Source organism: Micromonospora sp. HB375 (assembly GCF_017872985.1).
GTDB classification, from domain to species: Bacteria; Actinomycetota; Actinomycetes; order Mycobacteriales; family Micromonosporaceae; genus Micromonospora; species Micromonospora chalcea.
This window is the reverse complement of record NZ_JAGGJO010000001.1, coordinates 3,759,088-3,781,167: the sequence shown is the minus strand read 5'-3', so window position 1 is coordinate 3,781,167 and position 22,080 is coordinate 3,759,088. Positions and strand designations below refer to the sequence as shown.

Genomic DNA, 22,080 nt, shown 5'->3' with positions numbered 1-22,080 from the left:
AGCTACCTCACAGCTGGCCGGGGAAGAAGCCGTGCCGGGCCAGCGGCTCGACGATCTGGTGCTCCTCGTACGACAGGTGCGACAGCAGCGTGTCGGTGAGCAGGTCCACCGCCTCCTGGAGCTGCGTGAAGTCGCCGGGCCGGTGGACCAGTTCCACGAGCGCCCGGTCGACGCTCTCCACCACCCCGTGGATCACCACGTGTTCCTCCTCGAGGCGGTCGAGCACGGCCGCCAGCCCGGCCTCGGAGCGGCGCAGGTGCGGGAAGATCGAGGCGTCCTCCAGCCCGTGGTGCTGGGTGACCATGGTGCAGTAGGCCGCGCAGTACGCCCCGAGCGTCCAGTTGTTCTGCCGCATGGTCATCTCGTTGAGCGCCGCACGCGCCCGGCCCGGCGAGACGGCGCCCCGCTTGACCTGTTCCAGCAGGTCGCGCACCTGGGCCAGCTCCTGGCGCAGGTGGTCGTGCACGTCCACCAGGTGCTGCCCGGCGGCCTGCCCCCGGGGTGGGTAGACCTGGCCGGCCGGAGGCGGCGGGGCGGTCGGCCGGGTCGACTCGTCCCAGGGGCGGCGCGCGCTCAGACGTACCCCCGGGTCGGGGGTGGGGGTGACCGCCAGTGTGGCCGCGCCGCCGGTGGCGGCCGTGTCGTCGGCGACCGCACGGGCCCCGCTGCCGGGCGCGGTGCGCTCGGCGGCGACGAGTTCGCGGACCGCCGGCGCGACCTCCTGGGCGAAGATCTGGATCGCGCGCGGCTCGTCGCTGCCGAGGATGAACGTGGTGATGCCGTGCTCCAGCGTGAGCCCGGCCAGCTCCTCCGCCCACTGCGCCGGCGGCCCGGCCAGGAAGCCGGCCGACGAGCGCGCGAACGTGCCGTTCACGTTGAGCATGCGGCGGATCTCGGCCGGGTCGCGCCCAGCGGCCTCGGCGCCCTCGTCCACGAGCGCGTTCAGGGCGGGCAGCTCGTCGGGGCCCTTGGGCAGGTAGGACAGGGAGGGCAGCCAGCCGTCCGCGGCGCGGCCGACCAGGCGCAGCATGCGCGGCTTGTACGCGCCGACCCAGATGCCCACCTGATGAGCGGGTGCCGGACCGCGCTTGGCGCCGACCACGCGGTAGTGCTCGCCGTCGACGCGGATCATGCCGCGCCGGTCGGTGTCCCAGACCTCGCGGATCACCCGGATCGCCTCGTCCAGGGCCTGGACCGCCGCGCCGGGGGACAGGCGCCGCCCGCCCGTCGCCTCGATCGCGTCCCAGAACGCGCCCGCGCCGAGTCCCATCTCGACCCGGCCGCCGGTGAGCAGGTCCAGGCTGGCCACGCTGCGGGCCAGCACCACCGGCTGGCGCAGCGGCAGGTTGAGCACGTTGCCGGCCAGGCGGATGCGCTCGGTGACGGCGGCCACGTAGGACATCAGCGTCCAGGTGTCCAGGAAGCCCGGCTGGTACGGGTGGTCCTGGAACGTGACCAGGTCCAGCCCGACCTGTTCGCAGAGCGTGGCCAGCGCCACCACCTGGTCGGGCTGCCCGGCGGCGGGGGTGATGAAGCCGCCGAAGGTCAGCTCGTGTCCGTGATCGGTCATCCGTTCCGCCCTCCCGTGATCTTGCTCGGCCCTGCCACGGTAGCTCCACAGGTGGTAGCCCGGCCGGGTGAACACCGTCACAAGAAGTGGACGATCGCCGCAAACCGTCCTTAGCGTCGGTTTCGTTCGCATTCGCGGGCACCGCGGGCCGGAAACGCCAAATCCCGCCGCCGGCCCCGGTAACCGAACCTCGTGCGGGAGCGGGGGAACCACACGTTCCACGGTGCATCGTCACCTCGGGGTGAAGCCGCCACCGGCGGCCGGGCTCCTCGGCCCGAACCCGACAGCTCACCTCGTCGGCGTGGAGGAATCCACATGTCAACTGCATACTCGGCCCGAAGTCGCCGTACCGCTCTCGGTGCGGTGGTGACCGGCGCCGTCGTCGGCGTCGCGACCCTGTTCGGCCCGGCCGCTCCGGCCAGCGCGGGCGTCAACTGGGACGCGGTCGCGCGCTGCGAATCCGGCGGCAACTGGAAGATCAACACCGGCAACGGGTACTACGGCGGGCTCCAGTTCTCCCGCGCCACCTGGAACGGCTACGGCGGCCAGAAGTACGCCGCCCGCGCCGACCTGGCCAGCCGGTCCGAGCAGATCGCCGTCGCGGAGAAGGTGCTGCGCGGCCAGGGCATCGGCGCGTGGCCGACCTGCGGCAAGAAGGGCGGCTCGGCGAACGCCGCGGCGACCCGGTCCGAGCGGGCCGCCCCTAAGAAGGCCACCTCGAAGAAGTCCGCCCCGAAGCGGGCCGCCACGCGCAAGGCCGCGCCGGAGCGGGCCGTGACGACGGCGGCGCGGCAGCCGTCGTCCGGGACGTACGTCGTCCGGCGCGGGGACACGCTGTCGGAGATCGCCGTGGCGCAGCGCGTCGACGGCGGCTGGCATGCCCTGCACGAGCGCAACCGGGCAGTGGTCGGCGACGACCCCGGCCTGATCTTCCCCGGTCAGCGGCTGCGTCTGCGCTGATCTGGTCCGGACGCCCGGCCGGTTCGCTCCGGCCGGGCGTCCGACCGTCCGCGACACGCCGCGCCGCCGGTGTCCGGCCTGCTCGCGGCACCGGACGCCACCCGTGACGGCCGCTGACCGCGATTCGTCGGAGCCGGTTGCTAGGGTCACGATGATCGGCTCAGACGTGAAGAAAGCGCGGAAATGACCAACGATCCGTTCTCGGCGGCCGCGAGCATCGACGAACTGCTGACCCGCACGCAGCAGGCGCTCACCGCGATGCGCTCCCGGGCCTCGGAGCACGCCGACGGCGAGCCGGGCGACCTGCTGCGCGCCGAGGGCACCGCAGCCGACGGCCGGGTCCGCGCGGTCGCCGTTCAGGGTGGCCGGCTGGATTCCGTGACGATCGACCCGGACTTGGCCGGCGAGCCCCTCGACGTCCTGTGCGGACATGTCACCGCCGCCGCCAACGCCGCGCTGTCCGAGCTGGACGCCCGGGTCAGCGCGTCGGCGCGGGCCGACGCCGACGCGCTCGCCGCCCGGCTCGGCAGCATGGGTGACCAGGCCGAGCTGTTCGGTCGCGCGATGCACGAGGCGGCCGCGCGGATCCACCGCGACCGCGGCACGGCGTCCCAGGCCGGGCGTCCGGCCTGACCCGACCGCACACGGCCCGGCACGACGCGGCGCCGCCCCGGCACGCGGCGCCGCCCCGGCACGCGGCGGCGGCCAGGCGCGACGCGGCACCGCCCGGCACGACGAGGCGGCCGGCCGCCGGGAGGACGACGACCGGCCGCGCTACGCCACGGTCAGCTCAGGGTGACCGCGGTGTCGTCGACGACGAAGGACGTCTGCAGTGAGCTGTCCTCCACGCCGCTGAAAGAGATGGTCGCCGTGGTGCCTGCGAGTGACGAGATGTCGAAGGACCGCTGCACGTAGCCGGTGGCCTTGTTCAGGTTGGAGTAGGTGGCCAGCGTGGTGCTGCCGGCCTTGACGGTGAGCTTGTCGTACGCGGTGCCGGTGGTCGTCTCCGCGCTGTCGATGTGCAGCCAGAAGCTGAACGTCGCGCGGCATCCGGCCGGGATCGTCACCGACTGACTGAGCGTGTCGGTGTGCGACGAGCCGTACCCGTCCAGCCACGCCTTGTACGAGCCGCCGTGCGCGGCCTGGCCGCTGTCGGTGGTGATGACGCCGGACGAGGCGGTCCAGCTCACGTTGCCCGACTCGAAGCCGGGGTTGGCGAGCTTGTTGCCGGAGCAGCCGCCCGACGGCGGGGTGGTGGTGGCGGTCGGCGTGGGCGTCGGGGTGCCGCCGGCGCAGGTCGGCTCACCCGACTGGGCCGGTACGCTGACCGCCGCCCAGGCCGCCTTGACCGCGTTGAACTCGGTGCAGCTGCTCGGGTAGAGGTTCTTCGCCGCCTGCAACGTCCAGACGCGGTACTTCAGGTAGGACGAGGACGACGTCTTCAGCAGCATGGCGTTGTACATGATCTTGATGGCCTTCTGGATGCCCAGGCCGCTCACGCTGCTGCTGTTGCAGGTCGAGCTGGACGGCTGCCCGTTGGTCGGGCTGCTGCCGTTGGCCAGCAGGTAGAACCAGTGGTTGCCGGGCCCGGCCGCGGCGTGCACCTCGGTCGACGGGATGCTGCTGGAGTAGCAGTTCGGGTCGCCGAGCGCCGACGGGTTGTACATGTTGCGGATCGGGCCGGAGCCGACCAGGTTGATCTTCTCGCCGACCAGGAAGTCCGGCGCGTCGTAGCTGGACGGCTCGTTGGCGAACCACTCGGTCGCCGCGCCGAACGTGTCCGCCACGAACTCCTGCGTGCCGCCGCCGGAGATACCGCCGGGGGTGTTGTCGTCGATGCCGTGGCCGATCTCGTGCGCCACCACGTCCAGCGAGCCGATCCACTGACCGGCGGTGTTCTTGCCGATCTGCACCTGGCTGCCGTCGTAGTAGGCGTTCTGGTCGTTGAGGCCCACCCGGATCGGCCAGTAGCCGCCGTTGCCGTTGGCGCCGTTGCGGCCCAGCCACTGGGCGAGCATCTTGTGCTCGGTCTGCGCGGAGAACAGCGCGTCCACGCAGCCGGTCTCCTTGTTCGTGGCGGTGCCGTTGCCCCACACGTCGTCGGAGCCGCTGAACGTGGTGTTGTTCGCCGCGTCCTGGCAGCTCAGGTTCGTGACGGTCGGGTCCTTCATGGTGTACGTGGAGCCCGACTGGGTGGTGTTGAGCGTGAGCGGGCTGGGCCCGTTCCAGGCGCCGGTGCCGGTGCCGCGTACCACGTGCTCCTGCTTGCGCAGGACCGCGCCGGTACGGGCGTCGACGTCGACGGTGAGCCGGCTCGGGCCGTCCGCGCCGGTGCCACGTACCGTGGTCTCCCAGGCCAGCGCCGGTGCGGCGCCGAGCGTGTAGACGACGAGCGTGGTGCCCTCGACGGCGCTGACGGTCTTGAGCTGGGCGCGCGCCGTGGCCGCGGCGGCGGCCTGGGTCAGCGCGGGCGTGGTGGCGAGGGCGCCGATCGGCCGCTGCTGGGCGACCGAGGCGTACTTGAGGTTGCCGGCGGAGTCGGTGGCCAGCACGAAGTCGCCGCCGACCACGGGCAGGCCCTTGTAGGTGCGCTCGTACGGCACGTACTGGGTGCCCTCGGAGGAGATGACCGGCTTCTGGACGAACGCGTCGTCGGAACCGGCCTGGAGGTAGGCGGGGCGGTTCGCGACCAGCGCGCGGGTCGAGTCGGCGGCGGCCGCTCGGGCCTGGGCCGGGTTGGGGGCGGCGGGCCCGGGTGGCGCGGCCTGCACGGCCGCGGCGGTGCCGGCGGCGATGACGCCGGCCGCAGCCGCGCCGGTGAGCGCGGCGAGGCGAGGTGAGAGTTTCACGGAGGTTTGCTCCTGTTCTACAGGCGCGCCGCACGAGCCCGGTGGGGACGGGCGGCGCGGTGGTGCGAGGCAGGGTGACGGCCGGTCACCGGAGCTGCCGGCGTGGCTCCGGGTCGACAGATCGACCGTCGCGATTCGCCGGGGGTCGGCGGTTCGCTGGTGCACAATCACACGCCGCGCGAGCCGTGAGCAATGGGTGACCTGGGCAACGGCTGGCAGTCGGGCGTGTCGCCGCGCGCGTCGTCCCAGGCAACCATGATCTTCAATAGGCCCTGATCAGGGCGAACATTGCCGACAGTGGATGGGGGCCCGTGCAAATTGCGGACGTTGCCTATGTGCGCGAATGGCGCACATAGACGCGAGGACGCCGCCGCACGCGGGCCGCCACCGCGCGGCCGGGTACGTCAGCGCGGGCCGCGGGTCCGCGTCGGCGTGATCGTGGGCGGCGGTGGCAGCGTGGGCGTCAGCGTGGGCCGCGACGTCGGCCGCCCGGTCGGCTCCGGGCTCGGGCTGGGGCTCGACGGGGTCGGGCTCGGGCTCGGGGAGTCCGACGGTGTGGGCGCGGCGGTCGACGGCGGCGGCGCCGACGCGGTCGGCTCCGGGGTGTCGCCGGGAAACTTCGGCTCACCGAAGCGGTACTTGCCCGGGTCGAGCTTCATCGCCTCGGTGGCCTTTGTCATGAACTGCCGCCAGATCGGCGCGGCACCGGTCGAGCCGTACACGTCGTAGCTGCCGTCGCTGGTCCGCAGCGGCTTGCCGTCGGTGGTGCCCAGCCACACGGCCGAGGCCAGCGCGCCGGTCCAGCCCACCATCCAGGTGTGCACGTTCTGCGTGGTGCTCTTCCCGGCCTGCCAGGTGCCGGTCTTGCCGGCGGAGTCCCAGCCGTTGTCCAGCTTGGCCGCCCGGACCCGGCGCAGCGTCCAGTCCAGCTGGTCGACGGCCTCCCGGTCCAGCCCGAGGTCGGTGGTGCGCAGCTGCTCGGTCCACACCTCCTCGTCGTCCTTGCTCACCGACCGGACGAAGTGGGCGTCGGCGCGCTTGCCGCCGGCCGCGAACGTGGCCATCCCGTTCGCGTGGTCCTGCACGGTGATGCCGTACTGCCCGATGCCGACCTCGGTGGAGAACCGCTTCGCCACCTCGTCGGCGGGGTCGCTGCGCAGGTCGACGCGCTGCGGTCGGGGGTTGCCCCGGACCGTCTCCCACATCGACTCCACGCCCGCCTGCCGGGCCATCTCGATCACCTTGTCCGTGCCGAGCCGCTCGGTCAGCTCGAAGTAGGTCACGTTGAGCGAGGCGACGGTGGCCTCCCACAGCGCACAGTCCGGCTGGCAGGGCGCCCGCTCGGCGTTGCGGATCGGCCCGGCCGCGCTGCCCTTGGTGCGCCCCGAGGCGGGGAACTCCTTGGTGTCCGGCGAGTCGAACCGCTCCTTCACCGAGATCCCGTCGCGCACGGCGGCGGCCAGGTCGTACACCTTGAACGACGACCCCGGCGGATGCTGGCCGAAGCCGCGGGCCTGGCCGTCCTCGTCGGAGTACCAGCCCGCGTAGTCCGCGCCCGAGCCCTTGTCGCCGCCGTAGTAGCCGAGCACCCGGCCGGTGCCCGGCTCCACCGCCACCAGCGCCGCCTGCCAGTTCCGCGGCTGCCCGCGCACCGCTCGCGGAGCGGTGTCCCGGCGGATGTCCGCCGCCGCCTCGGCCGCGTCCTGCACGCGCTTGTCGATGGTGGTGACGATGCGGTAGCCGCCGTCCCGGATCACCTCGTCCGGCTTGCCCCGGAACGGCTCGGTCCCGCGCAGCTCGGCCAGCACGTGGTTGACCACCAGGCCGGTCGGCCGGTCCAGGTCGGACCGGCCCGCGTCCTTGTCGATCGGCCGGACCGTGTCCGGGTACGCGAGGTCCGCCGCCTGCTGCGGCGTCAGGTAGCCGAGCTTGACCATGCCGTCGCGGATGTAGTTCCACCTGTCGATCGAGTTCTGCTTGGCCAGCGCGTTGCGGCGCGGGTCGTAGCCGGGCGTGCCCTCGGGGTCGGCCGGATCCGCCTCCGGCTGCTTCACCATGGCGCAGAGCACCATCGCCTCGGCCTGGGTGAGCTGCCGCTCGGGTGGGGCGTCCCGGCGGACCGTCTTGCCGAAGTACGTCTGCGCGGCCGCCTCGATCCCGTACGCTCCCCGGCCGAACGGCACGGTGTTCAGGTAGAAGCCGAGGATCTCCTCCTTGGTGTACGCGTCGTCGAGCTTCCACGCGATCACCGCCTCGCGCAGCTTGCGGGAGTAGGTGACGCCGCGCAGGTCGGCGGCGATGCGCGCGTACTGCTGGGTGAGCGTGGAGGCGCCCTGCCGCTGCCCGCCGCTCACGTTGGCCCAGGCGGCGCGCAGCACGCCCTTGAAGTCGATGCCGCGGTTGGTCCAGAAGGTCCGGTCCTCGGCCGCCACGATCGCCTGCTTGGCCGAGTCGTTCATCTGGTCGTACGGCACGATGGTGCGGTTCTGCGCGCCCAGCTTCGCCATCGGCGTGCGCCCGTCGGCGTAGAAGACGGTTGTCGACTCGGGCAGCTTCAGGTCGCTGGGCGTGGGCACGCTGTCGAAGTAGTAGCCGCCCGCGACCAGGCCGCACCCGGCCAGCAGCACGCAGACCGCGAGGACGACCGGCAGGCGCCGCCGCTTGCGCTTCGGGCTCGCGGTCGTGGCGCCGGCCGGCCCCGGGGTCTCTCCCGTTCCTCGCACCGTTACCTCCGGTCGCTCGGCGAAGTCGTGCCCGGCTCGCAGGCTAACCGAGGTAGGGCGCCCGCACCGGCCGACGACGTCGGGGCAACGGATCAACCTCCGGCTCGCCGAGGCCGAGCACAGCGACGTCCCCGTGAAGGCGGCGGGCGGGAGCCGGGGCGGCTGGGTGGCCGCCCCGGCCCGGTCAACCGGTCAGCGCGCCGCCCGGTCGGCGGCCCGGCCGTCGCGGTCCGGGCGGCCGAAGCCGCGGTGACGCACCGGCCAGCGGTCGTTGCCGCCCGCACGGAACGGCGTCGACCGCCACAGCGCCCGCAGCTCGGTGCCGTCCGGGGCCGCGAAGGCCTCCCGTGCGGTGTAGCCGAGCCGCCGCAGCAACTCCTCCTGCTCCCCGGCGCACGGGTGCGCGTAGGTGGGCAGGCTGAGGGTGTCCATCCGGCGCTGCGCCCCGGCGAGCGCCTCCGCCGCACCGCCCCGGGGAGCGGCCAGCAGCGCCAGGTTGTTGTGCGGCTCGACCGGACGCCGGGCGGCGAGCGCGTCACCGAGGCGGCGGAACCGCTCCTCGTCCGGGCCGGCGGCGGCGGCGAGACGATCGGCGTACCGGTGGGGCGTCGGGATCGGCCGGTAGCGGTGGAACCACACGGTGGCGGCGCTGCCGTCGGGCAGCAGGAACGCGTCGCCGAACAGCAGCGCGTGTTCGGTCCAGATCCGCGCCACGGCGGCGAGGACCGGCAAACGGCGCGGCGCGTCGGGGACGAGCCAGGCCGCCAGGGCGGTGGGCATCAGGGCCTCGGCGACGAGATCGGCGATGCGGCCGATGTCGCACCACCGGGCGCGGGCGACGGGCAGGGCTGTGCTCATGAACGAACTCCTGTTTCACAGGCGTGATCGGGTCTGGTGCGGGCGCCGGACGACGGCGCCGCCGCGCAGGCGCGGCAGTCGGGCGGGACACGCCCGTGCTCCGGATCGCATGTGGTCCTGTGAAGTCCGCTCAGGCGGGTCTGGTGCCGGGCCGTGACGTGCGGGAGGCCGGCAGGCGTTCGTGCGACGGGCGCCCGTACTGGTGGGCGAGCGTCGGCAGCCCCCAGCGGCACGCGTCCGCGTCGGCCGCCTCGCTGTGCACCGCGCCGCCGGCATGGCTGGCGCCGTCGTACGGCTGCGGCGCGACGGGGGTCGGGGCGAAGTCGGCCGCCGTGCGGACAGCCTGCGTCGCGCTGCGCGCGGCGGCGCCCCGGGGTTCGACGGCGAAGGCACGCGCCACCGGGCCGGCGGCGACCGTAACGCTGTCGCCCGCGCGGGCCGGCGCAGCCGGGCGGGCCTTCACGACCGGATCAGCGGTACCAGCCGGACCAGCCGGACCAGCCGGATCAGCCGGGTCGGCGGGGGCTGTCGGGTCACCGGGGTCGGTCGGGTCAGCGGGGTCGGCCGGGCCCGGCTGCGACGCCGCCGGTGGGTCGAGCAGATCGGTCACCGGGCTGAGCGGGTCGAGCACCGGGTCCAGCGGCGCGACCACCGGTTCCAGGCCCCGCCAGACCGGACCGAGAATCGGGCTCAGCGGCTCCACGACCGGGGACAGCACGTCCGCGACCGGTTCGAGCACGCCCTCCGTGACCGGGCCGGTGAGCGGGCGCAGGGCCTCCGCGACGGGCGTGAGCAGGTGATCGCGTACCGGGTCGGTGGCCGGGCGCAGGCCCTCGGTGACCGGGGTCAGCACGTGGTCGCGGACCGGCGTCACCACCGCCTCGACGACGCGGCCGGTGACCGGCGTCGTGGCGGCCGGGGCCGCCTCCGGGGCCGCCTCCGGGGGCGTCGCCACGGCCTTTCCGGGCGTGGCCGTGCCGGACGTGGGCGTGCCGGGCGCGTCAGCGCTCGGCGCGGTGGCGTCGGCGGCGGGAGCTGTCGTGCCGGATGCCGGCGCGGCGGCGGGTGTGGACTCGACACCGACGGCCCCGGACGCGGGCAGGCCGAGAACCGCGCCGAGTGTGTGGGTCAGAGTCTCCACGGTGGCCGTGAGCGGCGGACGGTCGGCGGCGTGGGCGGCCGAGCCGGCCGCCACCTCGTGCGCGCCCCAGACGGCTGCCACGCCGCCGAGCAGCAAACCGAGGCGCAGCGTGTAGTACGCCACCCACCCGATCCGTCGCGTCATCGCACACCCTCCGGATCCGCGCCCGGCGGCGCGGATCATCGCCCGCACTGTACCGAACGTGGCCGTCCGGGCACAGTACGCCGCGAATCGGTTTCGGGCGCGTCGCGCCGGGCGCAGGCGTGGGACGCGCGCGCTCCGGGTACAGCGGGACCATGAACACGAGCACGGCCGAGCGCCCGGCCACCGCCCCCGCCGCGCCCCCGGCCGGTGTGGTCGCCGTCGTCGCCCATCGGAAGAAGACGTTCGGGGGAGGGCTCGACGAGCTGCGCTCCCGGCTCGTCGCCGCCGGGGTCGGGCGGCTGCTCTGGTACGAGGTGCCGAAGAGCCGCAAGGCGCCCAAGCGGGTCCGCGCGGCGCTGGACTCCGGCGCCGAGCTGGTGCTGGTGTGGGGCGGCGACGGCATGGTGCAGCGGTGCGCCGACGCGCTCGCGGGCAGCGGCGTGCCGATGGGCATCCTGCCGGCCGGCACGGCCAACCTGTTCGCGGTGAACCTGGGCATCCCGGTCGACCTGCCCGAGGCGGTACGCATCGCGCTGCACGGCCGCCGCCGCGAGCTGGACCTGGGCCGGATCAACGGCGAGCACTTCGCGGTGATGGCCGGCGCCGGGTTCGACGGCGACCTGATCCGGGACGCCGACCGGCAGCTCAAGGGCCGGTTCGGCCGGATCGCGTACGTCTGGACCGGGCTGCGGCACGTGCGCGGCGAGTGCGTACGGACCCGGATCCGGGTCGACGGCGCGGACTGGTTCGACGACGAGGCGAGCTGCGTGCTGTTCGGCAACGTCGGCACCATCACCGGCGGCATCCCGGCCTTCGACGACGCCCGTCCGGACGACGGGGCGCTGGAGGTCGGCCTGTCCACCGCCAGCGGCGCGGTGGACTGGGCGCGCACGCTGGGCCGGATGGCCGCCGGGCGCTCCGAGGAGTCGCCGTTCGTGCGGATCACCCGCGGTCGCAAGATCACGGTGCGGTTCGACGCGCCGAAGACGTACGAGCTGGACGGCGGCGCGCGGGGCAAGGCGAAACGCCTCAAGGTGAAGGTGGTCCCGGGCGCGCTGACGGTGTGCTGCCCCGACCCGCCGGACTGACCGCTCCCGCTCCGGGGCAGGATGCCGGAATGCGCGACGACATCCGCGACTACCTGGCCGAACTGGTCCGCCGCTCCCGGGACGTGCTCGGCGACGACCTCGTCGGCGCGTACGCCGCCGGGTCGGTGGGGCTGGGCGCGTACCAGCCGGGGCGCAGCGACGTGGACGTGGCGCTGCTGGTCGCCGGGCCGCTGCCCGAGGCGGCCAAGCGGATACTCGTGGAGCGGCTGCGGCACGGGTCGCTGCCCTGCCCGGCGCGCGGCCTGGAACTGGTCGTCTACCGCCGCGACGTGGCCGCCTCCGGCGCCCCGGAGCCCGGCTTCGAGGTCGAGCTGAACACCGGCGCGACAATGCCGTTCCGCGCCACCTACGACCCGGCCGACCGGCCCGCCGCCGACGGGCGGTTCTGGTACGCGCTGGACCGCAGCATCCTGCGCCAGTCCGGCCTGACGCTGCTCGGCCCGCCCGCCGCCGACGTGTTCGCCGACCCGTCGCCGCAGGCGCTGCGGGCGCTGCTGGCCGACGCGCTGCGCTGGTGGCTGGCGCTGCCCACCCCACCCGGCGACGCACCGGCTCCCGGCGCGGAGGACGCGGTGCTCGGCGCCTGCCGCGCGCTGGTGCGCCACCGCGACGGCGTCTGGCTGGGCAAGGTCGACGCCGGGCTGCGGGTTGCCGCCGACGACCCGGACGCCGCGCTGATCCGCGCCTCGATCGAGGCCCGCCGCGGCGGCACGCCGCCGTCCGGCCCGGCCGCCCGCGCGTTCCAGCGGCGGGTGCTGGACCGGATCACCGCGGACTGAACCGCGACTACTGTGAGCCGGGGAGGTGCGGTGATCATGACGGAGCTGAGCGCGTCCACGCGGGCCGGACTGGAGTCGGTGGTGCCCGGCGGCGTGGCGACCCGGGCCGCGGACCGGCTGCGGATGGCCCACGACGCCTCGCACTACCTGCTGCACCCCGGCGCGGTGATCACCCCGGCCGACGCCGGTCAGGTCGCCGCGCTGCTGGCGCACAGCCGCCGCACCGGCACCCCGCTGACGTTCCGCTCCGGCGGCACCAGCCTCAGCGGCCAGGCCGTCACCGACCGGCTGCTCGTCGACGTGCGACGGCACTTCCGCGACCTCACGGTGCTCGACGACGGGCGGCGGGTGCGGGTCCAACCGGGGGTGGTGCTGCGGCAGGTGAACGCGCGGCTCGCGCCGTACGGCCGCAAGCTCGGCCCCGACCCGGCCAGCGAGTCCGCGTGCACGGTCGGCGGCGTGGTCGCCAACAACTCCAGCGGCATGACCTGCGGAACCGAGTTCAACACGTACCGGACGCTGGAGTCGCTGGTCCTCGTGCTGCCCAGCGGCACCGTGCTGGACACCGGCGCCCCGGACGCAGACGCCCGGCTGCGCGCCGCCGAACCGGCGCTGCACGCCGGGCTGCTGCGGCTGCGCGACCGGGTACGCGGCAATCCCGACTCGGTGCGCCGCATCCGCGCCCAGTACGCCATGAAGAACACCATGGGGTACGGCGTGAACGCGTTCCTCGACCACGACGACCCGGCCGATCTGCTCACCCGGCTCGTGGTGGGCAGCGAGGGCACGCTCGCGTTCGTCGCGTCGGCGACGTTCCGCACCGTACCCGTGCACCGCCATGCCGCGACGGGCCTGCTGGTCTTCGAAACGCTGGGCGCGGCGATGGCCGCGATGCCGGCGCTGGTGGCCGCCGGGCCGGCGGCGGTCGAGCTGCTCGACGCCGTCGCCCTGCGGGTCGCCCAGCGGGACCCGAAGGCGGACGCCACGCTGCGTGGCCTGGCCGTGCGCGGGCACGCCGCGCTGCTCGCCGAGTGGCAGGAGTCCGACCCGGCGGCGCTCGCCGACCGGGTCGCCGACGCCGGACCGGTACTGGCCGGTCTGCCGCTGAGCGCACCGGCGCGGCTCAGCGGCGAACCGGCCGCCCGGGCCGCGCTGTGGCACATCCGCAAGGGCCTGTACGCGGCGGTGGCCGGCGCGCGCCCGTCCGGCACCACCGCGCTGCTGGAGGACATCGCCGTGCCGGTGGAGGCGCTCGCCGGCACCTGCGCGTCGCTGGCCGAGCTGTTCGAGCGGCACCGGTACGCCGACAGCGTCATCTTCGGCCACGCCAAGGACGGCAACCTGCACTTCATGCTCAACGAGCGCTTCGACGGCGGTGCGGCCCCGGCGCGCTACGCCGACTTCACCGAGGAGATGGTCGACCTGGTGCTCGGCCACGGCGGCACGCTCAAGGCCGAGCACGGCACCGGCCGGGTGATGGCCCCGTACGTGCGCCGCCAGTTCGGCGACGAGCTGTACGAGGTGATGCGCGAGCTGAAGACGCTCTGCGACCCGGACGGCGTGCTCAACCCGGGGGTGCTGCTCAGCGACGACCCGGAGATCCACATGCGGCACCTCAAGACCGTGCCGACGGTGGAGGAGGAGGTCGACCGCTGCGTCGAGTGCGGCTACTGCGAGCCGGTCTGCCCCAGCCGCGACCTCACCACCACGCCCCGGCAGCGCATCGTGCTGCGCCGGGAGATCGCCGCAGCGCAGGCCGCCGGCGACACCGCGCTGGTCCGGGAACTGACCGACGACTACGACTACGACGCGGTGCAGACCTGCGCCGTCGACGGCATGTGCGCCACCGCCTGCCCGGTGCTGATCAACACCGGTGACCTGGTCAAGCGGCTGCGCGCGCAGGAGCACGGCCGGGCGGCGGGGACCGCCTGGCGCGGCGCGGCCCGCCGCTGGGGCGCCACCACCCGGGGCATGGCCCGGGGACTCGATCTGGCCGGGGCGCTGCCGCCCGCGCTGCCCGAGGCCGCCACCCGGGCCGCCCGCGCGGTGCTCGGCGCCGACCGGGTGCCGCAGTGGCAACGGGACCTGCCGCGCGGCGGCACTCCGCGCCGCCCCCACCCGGCCGACGACCCGGACGCCGTGTTCGTGCCGTCCTGCCTGGGCACGCTGTTCGCCCCGGCCGATGGCGGCAGCGGCGTCGCAGCCGCGCTGCTCACGCTCGCCGAGCGGGCCGGCGTACGCCTGCTCGTGCCCGACGGCATCGGCGACCTGTGCTGCGGCACCCCCTGGTCGTCGAAGGGACTCACCGACGGCTACCGGCAGGTGCGCGACCGCGTCCCGCCGGTGCTGCGCGCCGCCAGCCGCGACGGCGCGCTGCCGGTGGTCAGCGACGCCGCGTCCTGCACCGAGGGCTTCGAGCGGCTGCTCGACGGCGCCGGGGACGTGCGGGTCGTCGACGCCGTCGCGTACACCGCCGGCACGCTGCTGCCCCGGCTGACAGTGCGCCGCCGGATCGGCTCGCTCGCGCTGCACCCGACCTGCTCGTCGGTCCGCCTCGGACTCGACGACGCGCTGCTCACCGTGGCCCGCGCGGTCGCCGACGAGGTGGTCGTCCCGGAGGGCTGGCAGTGCTGCGGCTTCGCCGGGGACCGGGGACTGCTGCACCCGGAGCTGACCGCGTCGGCCACCCGGGCCGAGGCCGCCGCCGTCACGGCACGCGCCTTCGACGGGTACGCCTCGGTGAACCGTACGTGCGAGATCGGGCTGGCGCGGGCGACCGGGCAACCGTACCGGCACGTGCTGGAGTTGCTGGCCGAGGCCACCTCGCCGTAGCGACGTCCGCGGAGTGCCGGCTTTTCGCGTGATCGACACCAGTTCGGGGATGAGGGGAGCGGGCGCCGTGAGCTGGGCTGGCGTACCGAGGGCTTGATCGCGGGCGGGGCGGGGACGGCAGGGCTTACGGTGCGGGAGGGGAGTCCACGGGAGGGGTGACGCGGTGGCTGCGGGCGTGTTGTCGGGGCGGGTCGCTGTGGTCACCGGCGCGGCGCGGGGGATCGGCCGGGCCGCGGCGGTGGCGCTGGCCGAGTCGGGCGCGGACGTGGCCGGGATGGACGTCGCCGGGCCGGTCAGCCCGATCCTGGACCTCCCGCCCGCCACCCCGGAGGACCTGGCCGAGACCGGGCGCCGGGTGACGGCGGCCGGCGCCCGCTGGTCCGCGCACGTGGCCGACCAGCGCGACATCGGGGCGGTACGCGCGTTCGCCGAGGCGGTCGAGCGGGAGCACGGCGGCGTGGACGTGCTGTTCGCCAACGCCGGCATCCAAGCGTTCGCGCCGCTGCTGGAGATGACCGACCAGCACTGGCACGACCAGATCGACGTGAACCTCACCGGTGCCGCGAACGTGCTGCGGGTGTTCGCGCCACTGCTGGTACGGCGCGGCGGCGGGCGGATCGTCATCACGTCGTCCACCCAGGGACAGCACGGCACCACGAACGGGTCCGCGTACTCGGCGTCCAAGTGGGGGCTCATTGGGCTGATGAAGTCCGCCGCGCTGGAACTCGGGCCGCACGGCGTGACGGTGAACGCGGTGATCCCGGGGCTGGTCGACACCGCGCTGACCCGGCACCGGGACCGTTACGTGCAGGCGCTGGTGGAGGCGGGGAAGTCACCGTCGGGTGACCTGGCCGAGGTGGAGCGGGAAGCGGTCGGGGCGCTGCGGGCGAAGACGCCGCTGGGCGTGCCGTGGGTGGAGCCGGAGGACGTCGCGCCGCTGGTGGTGTTCCTCGCCTCCGACGCGGCGCGCATGGTCAGCGGCACGTCGTTCGCCGCGACAGCGGGCGACAGCGCGCACGTGACCGCCTGATCCCGCCGGGCCGCCGGCGACGGCGGTCGTGGCCGGGGACGCATCGAGCCGGCGCCCCGGCCACGAGGGCCGGGGCGCCGGAGTCGCGCGTTCAGGAGCTTCGGGTCAGGAACCGTACGGCAAGGTGACCGTCGAGCCGTTGCCGACGCCGAGGATCGTGGGCGCGCCGCCGATGGCGTTCCACACTTCGACGCGTACCGTGCCGCCGGACAGATTGCCCAGCGTGCCGGTGGCCGAGAGCAGGCCCTGGGTCTGCCGGTAGCGCTCCGCGCCCGGGATCGGATCGGTGGCGAAGTACCGGTAGGTCTCCACCCGCTCGACGCTGCCGTTGCCGGTCAGGTCGTAGGAGACCCGGATCTGGACGCCGTTGCCGATCGCCGTGCCGGCGTCGACGGCCAGGTCGAAGGCGGTCGCCCCGCCGGTGTACGTGCCGGTCAGCCCGGTGGCGGTGAACACCTGCGGGTTGGTCGGCGTGCCGTCGTGGTTGCCGTTCGCCGCCGCCACGTTCACCGTGCCGGCGGTGCCGGCGTTGCCGTCCAGCCCGCCGCCCGAGCGCAGGTACCGGACCGGCTTCAGCGCGCTGCCCGTACCCGTCGGGCTGGGGCTGGCGGAGGTCGGCGTGGGACTCGCGGTGGTGGGGGTGGGGCTGGGCGTCGAGGTCGTCGGCGTGCCGGTCGGCACGGTCCCGCCGCCGGTGGCGTTGCCGCCGCTCCACGTGTACGCCCCGGACGTGGCGGTCTTGCCGGCCGGCACGGCGAGCGTGACGCCGTTGGAGAACGTGACGGTGAGCGGCCGGGCGGTGATGTTCGACGCCACGTAGGTGCGGACGCCGTTCTTGACGAACACCTTCGCCAGCGGGTGGTTGGCGGTGACCGTGGTGTCCACGGTGCCGAGCGCGGCGAGGTTGCGGATCCAGTGGAACGTGTGCGCCTTGCTCTCGCCCTCCTCGCTGGTGAACCCGCTGTTCGCGCGGAAGTTGCGCAGCGCCTGCTCGCCGTCGCCGAGGGCCAGGAACTCCCAGATGATGTCCTGCCACACCGTCGGCGGGCCGCCCTTGTTGGTGACCAGCTCGGCGTAGTTGGCCTTGACGTACTCGGGGAAGTCGCCCAGGTAGAGGTGCCCGCCGGTGATCGGCAGCATGTTGATGCCCTGGATCATCTCCGGCGCCGCGGAGAACCAGGTGGAGTACGACCCGCCGTCGCCCCACACCATGCCGACCGTCTTGTGCCCGAACGCGGCCGGGAAGTTCTGGTCGTACACGTCGAACCAGTACTCGGAGATGGCCGCGGACTGGGTGGTCCACAGGTAGACCCCGGCGTCGCGCACGGCGGTGTCGCCGGTGGCCTGGCCCCACTGGATCAGGGCGTTGGCGAAGTTCATCCCCTCCGACGAGGACTCCTGGTTGTTGCCGGCGAAGAACGGCGCCAGGCCGGAGGCCCAGTCGTGCCCGGCGTAGATGTCGAAGTCCCGCAGGTAGGGGAAGCGGCTGTCGGCGCGGTCGTAGTTGTTGGCGTCGCGGATGAGCAGGTCGATCATGCCGCCGTAGCGGCTGTCGTCGGCCCAGCCCGGGTCGAACTTGGCGACCGTGGCGGCGGCGGCGATGAAGTAGCCGTAGTGGAAGTGGTGGTCGTTGAGGTCCTCGTCGGAGCCGTACGAGGCGGGGTAGCCGATGAGCGTGCCCCAGTTGCGGTCGAAGTAGAAGAGCTGGCCGGTCTCGCCCGAGCTCGCGGTGAGCCAGTTGGTCAGCCGGTTCTTCATCGCGGTCACCGCCGCGTCGCGGACCGAGGTCTGCCCGAGCTGGTCGGCGATCTCGGCGATCCGGGCGGCCCGGCCGAGTCCCTTGCCGGCCCAGTACGTGTCGGTGCCGCTGACGCCTTCTGGGTTGCCCTGCTCGGCGTTCAGGTAGCCGGTGACGGTGGCCAGGTCGGCGCCGCTGGAGTCGCCGACGGCGGGCACCTCGGGCAGCACGCCGGTGAAGCGCATCGTGGTGGTGAACGACGGCACACCGGTGAGCACCCGCATGGCGCCGCGCGCCGAGACGTACGTCGGGGTGATCGGGGTGGCGCCGGTGAGGCTGCGCCACTGGTGCGGGTAGAGCGCCACCACGGTCTTCGTCTCGCTGCCCTCGCGGGGCGTGGTGGTGAACGCGTACGTGGTGCGCACCGTTCCCGCCGACGGGTCGTACGTGTAGCTCATCCGGGTGCCGGTGACGTGGGCGTGGGCGTACCGGCCGTAGGTGTCGGCCAGGGCGGCCCGGTCACCGCCGCCGGGCAGCACCGCCACCGAGAAGTACCCCTTGCCGGCCAGCGTCGAGCTGATGCCGGCGCCGTTGACGGTCCAGGTCGCGCCGGTGGGGGCGTACGCGACGTAGTCGTGGCCGTTGACCGTGAAGCCGATGGTGGCGCCGGAGTTGCGCCACACGGTGGGTGTCGCGGTGGCGGTGAGCTGCGCGGTGCCGCCGCTGACCGTGTAGTAGCTGAACGGCAGCCCGTGGCCGATGGTGGCGCGCATGGTGCGGCTGCCGTCGCTCCAGTCGGCGGTGACCGTCCAGTCGCTCCAGCCGGCGGCCTTGACCACCGGCGCCGACAGTCCGGGCATCCCGACGCGGACGTCCTCGCCGTACGGGTAGTGGAACTCGCCGACGCCGGTCGCGGTGCCGCTGATGGCGGGCGTGGTGGTGTACGACAGGCCGAGCCCGTTGTTCTCGGCCTTGAACGCCAGCGGGTGGGCGTGCAGGTTCTCGCTGCCGGCGCAGTTGTTGCGCTTCCAGATCAGCGACGACCACCAGTCGTTCGTGGGGATGGCGCCGGCGGGCGCGTCGGCGGTGGTGAAGATGCGCGGGTTGGTGCTGATCGCGCCGCAGCCCTTGGGCAGCAGGGCGCCGGGCGGCAGCGTCTCGGTGTAGCTGCCCGCGCCGACGGCGCCGGCGGTGGCGGTGCCGCCGCCGCCGACCACGGCGCCCAGCAGGCCGGCGGCCAGCACGGACGCGGCGACGAGGGCGGTCGCCCGCAGTCCGCGACGGCGGGCCGGGGACGGGACGGGCGCGGTCGGGGGTACGGGGTCGGGAGAGAAGTCCCGCAGGAGGGTCATGGAGGTCCCCTTCACGAGGAGAAGGCGGGGTACGGAGTGGTGGTGCGGCAGTCGTGAGAGCGCTCTCTTGAGAAGGGACAGTAAGGTTCGGGTTACGGATCCGTCAATGTCTTGTTACCGAAGAGAGCGCTCTCCCGCACTCGCGACCGACCCTTCGATCACCTCACGAAGCGCGCTGACCAGGCTCGACGGTGCGCACGAGCGCCGCCCCGGGCCCAGGCGGCCGGGGGCGGCGTGAGGACGCGTGTGCCTACGCTGCGTCAGGCGGCGGTGGCGGCGAGGCTCCGCGCGTCGGTCCGTGCCGCGGCCGTGCCCGGCTCACCGGCGGCACCGGGCCGGCTGACGCCCGGCTGTCCGGCGACGGGCCGCGAGGCGGACTGCGGCGAGCCGGCGGACTGCCGGGGCGCCCGGGCGGCGCTCAGCCCCGCCTGCGCGTTGTTCCACGCGCCGCAGGGCCAGGCGGCCCCCGCGCAGCTCGGGCTCGCGCAGACACGTTCGGCGTCGGGCTGGTGCGCGTCTGCCACCGCGGCGGCCAGGTCCCACAGCAGCGGATCGGTCACCTCCGCGGGGCGGTCGGTGACGCGGTCTGTGCTGGCTTCGGACATGATTCGGTCCCCCTGTCGTGAACGGCCCCCACCTGTTTCCGGAAACCGCCCCGGCCAAACCTGCGCCCGCCAGGTCGCGGGCATAGGCTGGCCGTCGTGGCGAGGTACTACGACCTGCATCCGGACAACCCCCAGCCCCGCGTGATCCGGCAGGTGGTGGACCTGCTGCGCGCCGACGGGGTGATCGCGTACCCGACGGACTCCTGCTACGCGCTCGGCTGCCGGATCGGCAACCGCGACGGCGTGGAACGCATCCGCGAGATCCGGCGGCTCGACGACCGGCACCCGTTCACGCTCGTGTGCGCCGACTTCGCCCAGCTCGGCCAGTTCGTCAAGCTCAGCAACGCGGTCTTCCGCCAGGTCAAGTCCGTCATCCCGGGCAGCTACACGTTCCTGCTGCCGGCCACCGCCGAGGTGCCCCGGCGGTTGCAGGACCCGCGCCGGCGGGTGGTCGGGGCGCGCGTGCCGAGCCACACGGTGACCCAGGCGCTGCTGGCCGAACTGGGTGAGCCGCTGCTGTCCAGCACGCTGCTGCTGCCCGGCGAGGACGAGCCGATGACCCAGGGCTGGGAGATCAAGGAACGGCTCGACCACCTGATCGACGCCGTGGTCGACGCCGGTGACTGCGGGCTCGAGCCGACCACCGTGGTCGACCTGTCCGGCGAGGAGCCGGAGATCCTGCGGCGCGGCGCCGGAGACCCGGCCCGCTTCGAGTAACGATCACCGATTCCGCCCCGTCCGGGCGCCGTCGTGGGGCACGGTAGGGACCCGGGGGAACGGTGACGGGGGTACGGCGTGGAAGCACTCCTGCTGATCACGGTGCTCGGCGCGACAGTGCTCGTCGGGACCACGATCGGCGGTCGCTACAGCGTCGCGCCGCCCGTGCTGCTGATCGCCATGGGCGCGCTGATCGGCCTGCTGCCGCCGTTCGACAACCTGATCCTCGAGCCCGAGGTCGTGCTGGTGCTGTTCCTCCCGGCCATCCTCTACCGGGAGAGTCTGGTCATCAGCCTGCGCGAGATCCGCGCCAACCTGGTGGTGATCATCGGCCTCGCCGTCGTGCTGGTGATCATCACGATGGCCGCTGTCGCGTTCACCGCGCAGGCTCTCGGCGTGGCGGCGTCCGCCGCCTGGGTGCTCGGCGCGGTCCTGGCCCCCACCGACGCCGCCGCCGTGGCCGGCCTGGCCAAACGGATGCCGCGCGGCATCCTCACCACGCTGCGCGCGGAGAGCCTGGTCAACGACGGTACGGCGCTCGTGCTCTTCGCCGTGGCGGCCGGCGTGATCGCGGGCGGGACGGTGCCCGGGCCGCTGCTGCTCACCGGCGAGTTCATCGGCAAGTCGGCCGGCGGCGTGGCCGCGGGACTGCTCGTCGGCGCGGTCGTGGTGCTGATCCGCAAGCACGTCGACGATCCGATGCGCGAGGGCGGGTTGAGCATCCTCACCCCGTTCGTGGCGTTCCTGCTCGCCGACGCGGTGCACGCCAGCGGCGTGCTCGCGGTGGTGGTGTCCGGACTGTTGCTGTCCTACGCCGCGCCCCGGGTGATCCGGGCCCGCTCCCGGGTCACCGCGTTCGCGTTCTGGGACCTCTCCACCTTCATGATCAACGGCGGCCTGTTCGTGCTGCTCGGCACGCAGGTGCCGCGTTCACTGCGCAGCATCACCAGCCACTCGCCGGCCGCGTCGCTCGGCATCGCGGTGCTCGTCGCCCTGGTCGTGGTGATGATCCGGCTGCTCTGGGTGCACCTGTCGGTGTCGGCGCTGCAACGGGCGGACCGGCGGGAGTCGAGCCGGGCGCGGCACTTCGACTTCCGCATGCGTACCGCGGTGGGCTGGGCCGGGTTCCGCGGCGCCGTCTCGCTCGCGGCGGCGCTGGCCGTGCCGGTCACCATGCACGACGGCAGCAACGTGCGCGAACGCGACCTGATCATCTTCGTGACCGTGGTGGTGATCGTGCTGATCATGCTGGTGCAGGGCACCACGCTGCCCGCGGTCGTGAGCTGGGCCGGCCTGACCGGCGACCGGGAACGCGACGACGAGGTGCGCTGGGCCCGGATCCGGGCCACCGAGGCAGCCCTGGAGGCGCTGCCCCGGGCCGCCAGCGACGTGGGCGCCACCCAGGACACGGTGGACCGGCTGCGCGCCGACTACGAGGACCACCTGGCCGCCGCGCGCGACCCCGGCGGCGAGGAGGCGGAGGGGGAGCGGGAGATGGCCCGCCGGCTGCGGTTGCGGGTGCTCGACCACAAGCGGCAGGAGATCACCCGGCTGCGCAACACCAGGCAGATCGACGACGTGGTGCTGCGGCAGCTCCAGGCGGCCATCGACATCGAGGAGATCCGCCTGCTCGGGCCGGAGATGGAGGAGTGAACCGGCCGCCACCCGGAGAG

At 74.0% G+C, this 22,080-nt stretch carries 15 protein-coding genes and 1 riboswitch; of the genes, 8 read left to right on the top strand and 7 right to left on the bottom strand.

All coding sequences use genetic code 11. The annotated features are described in order from the left end of the window. Nucleotides 1–7 precede the first annotated feature (7 nt). Complete coding sequence (locus tag J3R08_RS17365; RefSeq protein WP_209962033.1) at nt 8–1,570, bottom strand: LLM class flavin-dependent oxidoreductase; 1,563 nt, start codon at nt 1,568–1,570, stop codon at nt 8–10. Between the two features lie 171 nt (nt 1,571–1,741). Continuing rightward, a riboswitch (cyclic di-AMP (ydaO/yuaA leader) is annotated at nt 1,742–1,887 on the top strand. On the opposite strand from J3R08_RS17365, the gene J3R08_RS17360 reads away from it, so the two are divergent. Beyond that, nucleotides 1,886–2,530: a transglycosylase family protein gene (locus J3R08_RS17360; RefSeq protein ID WP_209962030.1), complete on the top strand. Its 645-nt coding sequence runs from the start codon at nt 1,886–1,888 to the stop codon at nt 2,528–2,530. It overlaps the preceding riboswitch by 2 nt. Nucleotides 2,531–2,713: 183 nt before the next feature. After that, entirely contained in the window at nt 2,714–3,163 is a 450-nt protein-coding gene (locus J3R08_RS17355) for a YbaB/EbfC family nucleoid-associated protein (protein WP_043323797.1), read from the top strand. A gap of 152 nt (nt 3,164–3,315) precedes the next feature. Here J3R08_RS17355 and J3R08_RS17350 read toward each other — a convergent pair whose 3' ends face one another. The 4 genes from J3R08_RS17350 to J3R08_RS17335 all read right to left on the bottom strand — a co-directional run bounded on the left by J3R08_RS17350 (nt 3,316) and on the right by J3R08_RS17335 (nt 10,245). After that, nucleotides 3,316–5,379 carry a M4 family metallopeptidase gene (locus J3R08_RS17350; protein WP_064445846.1) on the bottom strand — a complete coding sequence of 688 codons (2,064 nt, stop codon included), beginning with the start codon at nt 5,377–5,379 and terminating at the stop codon, nt 3,316–3,318. A 404-nt stretch (nt 5,380–5,783) separates the two neighbouring features. Next, a complete protein-coding gene (locus J3R08_RS17345; protein WP_209962029.1) occupies nt 5,784–8,102 on the bottom strand; it encodes a transglycosylase domain-containing protein in 2,319 nt (772 codons plus the stop codon). Between the two features lie 192 nt (nt 8,103–8,294). After that, a complete protein-coding gene (locus J3R08_RS17340; protein ID WP_064445849.1) occupies nt 8,295–8,960 on the bottom strand; it encodes a hypothetical protein in 666 nt (221 codons plus the stop codon). 130 nt (nt 8,961–9,090) lie between these two features. Next, the gene (locus J3R08_RS17335) at nt 9,091–10,245 is read right to left on the bottom strand and encodes a hypothetical protein (protein WP_245254757.1); all 1,155 of its coding nucleotides are present in this window, start codon (nt 10,243–10,245) and stop codon (nt 9,091–9,093) included. A 152-nt stretch (nt 10,246–10,397) separates the two neighbouring features. On the opposite strand from J3R08_RS17335, the gene J3R08_RS17330 reads away from it, so the two are divergent. The 4 genes from J3R08_RS17330 (at nt 10,398) to J3R08_RS17315 (ending at nt 15,995) form a co-directional block, all read left to right on the top strand. Continuing rightward, nucleotides 10,398–11,333: a diacylglycerol kinase family protein gene (locus tag J3R08_RS17330; RefSeq protein ID WP_209962027.1), complete on the top strand. Its 936-nt coding sequence runs from the start codon at nt 10,398–10,400 to the stop codon at nt 11,331–11,333. Nucleotides 11,334–11,362: 29 nt separating this feature from the next. Next, on the top strand, nt 11,363–12,133 hold the full coding sequence (locus J3R08_RS17325) for a nucleotidyltransferase domain-containing protein (protein ID WP_209962025.1): 771 nt from the start codon (nt 11,363–11,365) through the stop codon (nt 12,131–12,133). Between the two features lie 36 nt (nt 12,134–12,169). Next, on the top strand, nt 12,170–14,965 hold the full coding sequence (locus J3R08_RS17320) for an FAD-binding and (Fe-S)-binding domain-containing protein (protein WP_209962023.1): 2,796 nt from the start codon (nt 12,170–12,172) through the stop codon (nt 14,963–14,965). A gap of 163 nt (nt 14,966–15,128) precedes the next feature. Continuing rightward, entirely contained in the window at nt 15,129–15,995 is an 867-nt protein-coding gene (locus J3R08_RS17315) for an SDR family NAD(P)-dependent oxidoreductase (RefSeq protein ID WP_043323809.1), read from the top strand. Nucleotides 15,996–16,100: 105 nt separating this feature from the next. Here the strand turns inward: J3R08_RS17315 and J3R08_RS17310 are convergent, their stop codons facing one another. Together J3R08_RS17310 and J3R08_RS17305 are read right to left on the bottom strand one after the other, a co-directional pair. Next, a complete protein-coding gene (locus J3R08_RS17310) occupies nt 16,101–19,085 on the bottom strand; it encodes a glycosyl hydrolase (RefSeq protein WP_209962021.1) in 2,985 nt (994 codons plus the stop codon). A gap of 260 nt (nt 19,086–19,345) precedes the next feature. Next, a complete protein-coding gene (locus tag J3R08_RS17305) occupies nt 19,346–19,690 on the bottom strand; it encodes a hypothetical protein (protein ID WP_043323812.1) in 345 nt (114 codons plus the stop codon). Nucleotides 19,691–19,786: 96 nt separating this feature from the next. Here J3R08_RS17305 and J3R08_RS17300 point away from each other — a divergent pair, with 96 nt between their 5' ends. Both J3R08_RS17300 and J3R08_RS17295 read left to right on the top strand, forming a co-directional pair. After that, on the top strand, nt 19,787–20,407 hold the full coding sequence (locus tag J3R08_RS17300; protein WP_064445853.1) for an L-threonylcarbamoyladenylate synthase: 621 nt from the start codon (nt 19,787–19,789) through the stop codon (nt 20,405–20,407). Nucleotides 20,408–20,485: 78 nt separating this feature from the next. Beyond that, nucleotides 20,486–22,060 (top strand): Na+/H+ antiporter, encoded by a 1,575-nt coding sequence (locus tag J3R08_RS17295; protein WP_181373756.1) that lies wholly within the window; start codon nt 20,486–20,488, stop codon nt 22,058–22,060. The last annotated feature ends 20 nt before the right edge of the window (nt 22,061–22,080 follow it).